The organism is Kineococcus glutinatus, from assembly GCF_039542765.1.
In the GTDB taxonomy this organism is placed as follows: Bacteria; Actinomycetota; Actinomycetes; order Actinomycetales; family Kineococcaceae; genus Kineococcus_A; species Kineococcus_A glutinatus.
Genome location: NZ_BAABIL010000559.1, coordinates 1 through 5,585 on the forward strand (window position 1 = coordinate 1; position 5,585 = coordinate 5,585).

Below are 5,585 nucleotides of genomic sequence, written 5' to 3' on the forward strand. Positions count from 1 at the left end.
AGGACGACCCGGCCCGAGCCGTCGGTGAGCGGCATCCGCCAGTTCGGGTACTCCAGCGCCGTGCCCGGCTGGTTCTGGGTGCGCCGGTCACCGACGGCGTCGACGAGCGCCACGCCCACCATCCGCGCCGGGCTGAGCCCGATGTGGCGGTGCAGCGCCTCCACGACCTCCTGCTCCCCCGCCCCCTCCGCGAGCAGCCCCTCCTCGCGCAGCAGCGCCAGCACGCCCTCCTGGTCGGCGCGGTCGGCGGCGCGCTCCTCCTCCACCGGTCGGGTCAGCAGGCCCAGGCGCTCGCGCAGGGCGACGTGCTCACCGGCGAGGTAGCCGGCCGTCGGCGGCAGGTCGTGCACGGTGACGCTGGCCAGGGCCAGCTCCCGGTACTCCTGCGGGCGGCGGGGCCGGCCGTCGTGGTCCTTCTCGAACCACAGCACCGCCGAGCCGAGGATGCCGCGCTCGGCGAGGTAGGTGCGCACCCAGGGCTCCACGGTGCCCAGGTCCTCCCCCACGACCACGGCACCGGCGCGGTGCGCCTCCAGCGCGAGGATCCCGATCATCGCCTCGTGGTCGTAGCGGACGTAGGTGCCCCGCTGCGGGCCCTGCCCGGCGGGCACCCACCACAACCGGAACAGGCCCAGCACGTGGTCGACGCGCAGGCCGCCGGCGTGGCGCAGGATCGTGCGCACCATGTCGCGGAAGGGCGCGTAGGCCAGCTCCGCGAGCCGGTCCGGCCGCCACGGCGGCTGGCTCCAGTCCTGGCCCTGCTGGTTGAACGCGTCCGGCGGCGCGCCCACGCTCACGCCGCGGGCCAGGGCGTCGCCGAGCGCCCACACGTCGGCCCCCTCCGGGTGCACGCCGACGGCGAGGTCGTGGACGATGCCGACCGCCATGCCCGCGGCGGTGGCGGTGCCCTGCGCGTCGCGCAGCTGCGCGTCGGCCACCCACTGCAGCCAGCGGTGGAAGTCGACGCGGTCGGCCAGCCGCCCGGCCAGCTGCGCCACGGCCTCGGAGGTGGGGTCGGCGCACTCCTGCGGCCACCCCGACGCCGGCAGGCCGAAGTGCTCGGCGAGGGCGCACCAGGTGGCGAACCCGGACAGGCCGGGGTCCTCCGCGGCCACGTAGTCGCGGAAGTCGGCCTCCCGCGCGCTGGAGCGGGGTGCGGCGAAGACGAGCTCCAGCGCGCGCCGCTTGGCCGCCCAGACCGCGTCGCGGTCGATCTCGCCCGCGTCGGTGTTGGCGGCGCGCACGGCCTGCGCGCAGCGGCGCAGCTCCGCCTGCCCCTCGGCGTCGAGGTAGGCGACCTCCCGGACGTCCTCCACCCGGATGTAGACGGGGTTGACGAAGCGGCGGGTCACCGGCAGGTACGGGGAGGCCTCCATGTGCCCGACGGGCTGGGCGGCGGCCAGCGGGTTGACGAGGACCCAGTCGGCGCCCTGCTGCCGGCCCGCCCACGAGGTCAGCTCCATGAGGTCGGCGATGTCGCCCAGGCCCCAGGAGGCGCGCGAGCGCACCGAGTACAGCTGCGTCATGTACCCCCACGCGCGGCCGCCGGAGCCGAGGGTCCCGGGCAGGTCGAGCACGTCGGGGGTGACGACGAGGGGGCAGCGGGCCTCGCTGCCGCCGCTGCGGGCGACGATCTCGTGCCAGCCCAGCGGCAGGTCGTCGGGCACCTCGAAGGTGGCGCGGCCGGTCAGGACGCCGTCGACGTGACGGGGGTCCACCCAGCGGTCGATCTGGCGCAGCCGCGCCTCACCGCCCTCGTCCTCCAGCGCGACGCGCACGTCGACGGGCTCGCCGTGCACGACGTGGACGGGCACGTCCGCCGTGCGGCCCTCCCGCACCACCACGACCGGTGGCAGCATCCGCCGCCACGGCCGCTGGCGCACGTCGGCCAGGGCGTCGGCCGCGGCGGCGGGGGTGGCGGCGTCCACACCGAGCGCGGCGAGGACCGCCACGACGGTCGCGGCGGGCACGTCGGCCGTGCGGCCCTGCCAGTCGGTGAAGGAGGTGGCCACCCCGAGGGCCTCCGCGAGGTCGCGCAGCTGCGGGGTGAGGGGCGGTTCGCTGTCCTGCGGCACGTCTGGGAACTCTGCCAGAGGTGTGCCCGGGGGGCTCGCCGTCACCGGCCGCGACCGCCGCGACACGTGCACGGAGCCCACCCGGCGCCCCCACCGCGCCCCCACCGCGGTGGCGGCGCCGGCCGGGCGCGGGTGTCTAGGGTGGGGCGGCATGGGACTCCCCAGCAGCCCGCCGCCCGCCCCGCGGCTGGACCTCGTCGAGGACCTGCACGGGCGCGCCGTCGCCGACCCCTATCGCTGGCTGGAGGACGCCGACGACCCCCGCACGCGGGAGTGGTCGCGGGCGCAGGACGAGCTGTTCACGGCGCACGCCGCGGCGCTGCCGGGCCGGGCGGCGCTGGCCGCGCGGGTGCGCCGGCTGCTGTCCACCGGCTCCACCGGGGTGCCCGTGCACCGGGGCGGGCGCGTCTTCCGCACCCGGCGCGCCCCCGAGCAGGAGCACGCGGTGCTGTGGGTGGCCGACGGCGCCGGCGAGCGGGTGCTCGTCGACCCCGTCGCGCTCGACCCGGGCGGCGCCACCACCCTGGACGCGTGGCGCCCCAGCGTGGAGGGCGACCTGCTGGCGTACCAGGTGTCCGAGGGCGGCACCGAGGAGAGCGCGCTGCGGGTGCTCGACGTCGCCACCGGTGAGGTCGTCGACGGCCCGCTCGACCGGGCGCGCTACTCCCCCGTGGCGTGGCTGCCGACCTCGGCGGGGCCGGGGCCGGCGTTCTACTACGTGCGCCGCCTCGCCCCGGAGCTGCTGGCGCCGCAGGAGCGGCAGTACCACCGCCGCGTCTACCTGCACCGGGTCGGCACCGACCCCGCCACCGACGTGGAGGTGTTCGGCGCGGACCTGCCCATGACCACCTACTACGGGGTGTGGACCTCGCGCGACGGGCGCTGGCTGGTGGTCAGCGCCTCCGACGGCACCGCCCCCCGCACCGACGTGTGGCTGGCCGACCTCGCCGACCGCGACCCGGCCACGCCGGCGCTGCGCGAGGTCGTCACCGGCCGCGACGCGCAGACCGGTGCGTGGGTGGGCCGCGACGGCCGGCTGTACGTCACGACCGACCTCGACGCCCCGCGCGGGCGGATCGCCGTGGCCGACCCGGCCGGGCCGGGCCCGGAGCGCTGGCGCGACCTCGTGCCGGAGCGGGCCGACGCCGTCCTCGACGACGTCGCCGTGCTCGACGGGCCCGAGCTGGCCGCGCCGCTGCTGGTGGTGGGCTGGACCCGGCACGCCCTGGCGGAGATCACCGTGCACGACCTCGCCACCGGCGAGCGGCTGCCCGGTGCGCGCGGCCGGATCGCCCTGCCCGGCCCGGGCAGCATCGGCGGCCTCGTACCGCGCCCCGAGCCCGGCCACGAGCTGTGGTTCGCGCACACCGGCACCACGACCCCGGCGCGGGTGTGGCGCTGGGACGGCCGCGACGGCTCCCTGACCCTGGACGCCGAGCCGCCCGGCGCGGTGGACGTGCCGGACGTCACGAGCCGGCAGCTGGAGGTGACGAGCGCGGACGGCACGACGGTGCGGGTGCTCGTCGTGGCGCGCACCGACCTGCTCGACGAGCGGGGGCTGCCGCTCGCGCCGGCGCCGGCGGTCCTCTACGGCTACGGCGGCTTCGGCATCAGCCTCACCCCGCACTACTCCCCCGAGGCGCTGGCGTGGGTGGAGGCCGGTGGCGTGCACGCGGTGGCGAACCTGCGCGGCGGCGGGGAGGAGGGCGAGGAGTGGCACCGCGCGGGCATGCGCGGGGCCAAGCAGAACGTGTTCGACGACTTCGCCGCCTGTGCGCGCGCGCTGGTGGCGGGGGGCTGGACGACGCCGGGGCAGCTGGCCGCCGAGGGCGGTTCCAACGGCGGCCTGCTCGTGGGGGCCGCGCTGACGCAGCAGCCGGAGCTGTTCCGCGCCGTGGTGTGCTCCGCGCCGCTGCTGGACATGGTGCGCTACGAGCTGCACGGCCTGGGCGCCACGTGGAGCGATGAGTACGGCAGCGCGGCGGTGCCCGAGGAGCTGGACTGGCTGCTGTCGTACTCCCCGTACCACCGGGTGCGGGAGGGCACGGCCTACCCGGCGGTGCTGTTCACCGTCTTCGACGGCGACACCCGCGTCGACCCGCTGCACGCGCGCAAGCTGTGCGCGGCGCTGCAGCACGCCACGACCTCGGGCCGGCCGGTGCTGCTGCGGCGGGAGGCGGACGTGGGGCACGGCGCCCGCTCGGTGTCGCGCTCGGCGGCGCTGCTGACCGACGTGCTGGCGTTCCTGGCCGCCGAGACGGGGCTGGCGCTGCCGGGCGCCGGCCCGGCCACCTGAGGCGGCACCGCACCCACCCCTGCACCCGACCCGAACCCGCGATCGACCCGAACCCACCGGAAGGAGTGCACCCCTCCCGTGCTCTCGACCTCCACCGCGACCTCCGACGGCGCCCTGGGCGCCCTGGCCTCCACGCTGGCGGGTGAGGCGTGCACCCAGGACGCCGACACCGTGTGCGGTCACGTCTACGACTGGACGGACAACCAGCTGGTGGGCCGCATCGCCGGCGTCCTGACGGACTGGCCCCTGACGATCGTGCTGATCTTCCTGGTGTCGTTCGTCGCCCGCTACGTGCTGCTGCGGGCCATCGACAAGGTGACCTCGGGCATCAGCGAGGGCGCCGGCCGCATCGGGGGGCGCCGCGGCGGCCTGCTGGAGTCCAGCCCGCTGCTGTCGGAGCGGCGCAACCAGCGCGCGCAGACCCTGGGGTCGGTGCTGAAGAGCGTCACGACCCTCGTGCTGGCGGTGCTGGCGGTGCTCACCGCGCTGGACCAGGTGGGCCTGTCGATCGCGCCGTTCCTCGCCTCGGCGGGCATCGCGGGCGTGGCGCTGGGTTTCGGGGCGCAGAGCCTGGTGAAGGACTTCCTCTCGGGCATCTTCATGCTCGCGGAGGACCAGTACGGCGTGGGCGACGTCGTCGACGTGGGCGACGCCTCGGGCACGGTGGAGGCGGTGGGGTTGCGGGTGACGCGCATCCGCGACGTCAACGGCACCGTCTGGTACGTGCGCAACGGGGAGATCCTGCGGGTGGGCAACCAGAGCCAGGGCTGGGCGCGGGCGGTGCTCGACGTGTCCGTGGCCTACGGGGAGGACCTGGGTCGCGTCACGGAGCTGCTGGAGCGCATCGGCAGCCGGCTGCGCTCGGAGGCGGACTGGTCGCCGATCGTGCTGGAGGAGCCCGAGGTGTGGGGCGTGGAGCAGATGGCCCAGGACGGTCTCGTCGTGCGGATGGTGGTGAAGACGGCGCCGCTGGAGCAGTGGAAGGTGGCGCGGGAGCTGCGCCGGCGGATCAAGTCGGCGTTCGACGCCGAGGGCATCGAGTTCCCCTTCGCCCAGCGCACGGTGTGGATCCGCCAGGGCGAGGCCGGCGGGGTGCACGGGCCGGTGGCGCCGTGCGAGGACGCCGCCGACGCGGCTCCGGCCCGCCGCCCGCCGAGCGGGGAGTCGGCGGTGGCCCGGGACGTGGACGGCTCCGCCGCGCGCCGGGCCTGACG

Annotated in this window: 3 protein-coding genes; 2 read left to right on the forward strand and 1 reads right to left on the reverse strand. The window is 76.8% G+C overall.

Translation table 11 applies throughout. The features are described from left to right. On the reverse strand, positions 1 to 2,075 hold a 2,075-nt coding region (malQ, locus tag ABEB16_RS18130; RefSeq protein ID WP_345713617.1), incomplete at its 3' end, for a 4-alpha-glucanotransferase. Between the two features lie 151 nt (positions 2,076 to 2,226). On the opposite strand from malQ, the gene ABEB16_RS18135 reads away from it, so the two are divergent. Both ABEB16_RS18135 and ABEB16_RS18140 read left to right on the forward strand, forming a co-directional pair. Next, on the forward strand, positions 2,227 to 4,371 hold the full coding sequence (locus ABEB16_RS18135) for a prolyl oligopeptidase family serine peptidase (protein WP_345713618.1): 2,145 nt from the start codon (positions 2,227 to 2,229) through the stop codon (positions 4,369 to 4,371). A 78-nt stretch (positions 4,372 to 4,449) separates the two neighbouring features. Continuing rightward, positions 4,450 to 5,583: a mechanosensitive ion channel family protein gene (locus tag ABEB16_RS18140; RefSeq protein WP_345713619.1), complete on the forward strand. Its 1,134-nt coding sequence runs from the start codon at positions 4,450 to 4,452 to the stop codon at positions 5,581 to 5,583. Positions 5,584 to 5,585 lie beyond the last annotated feature (2 nt).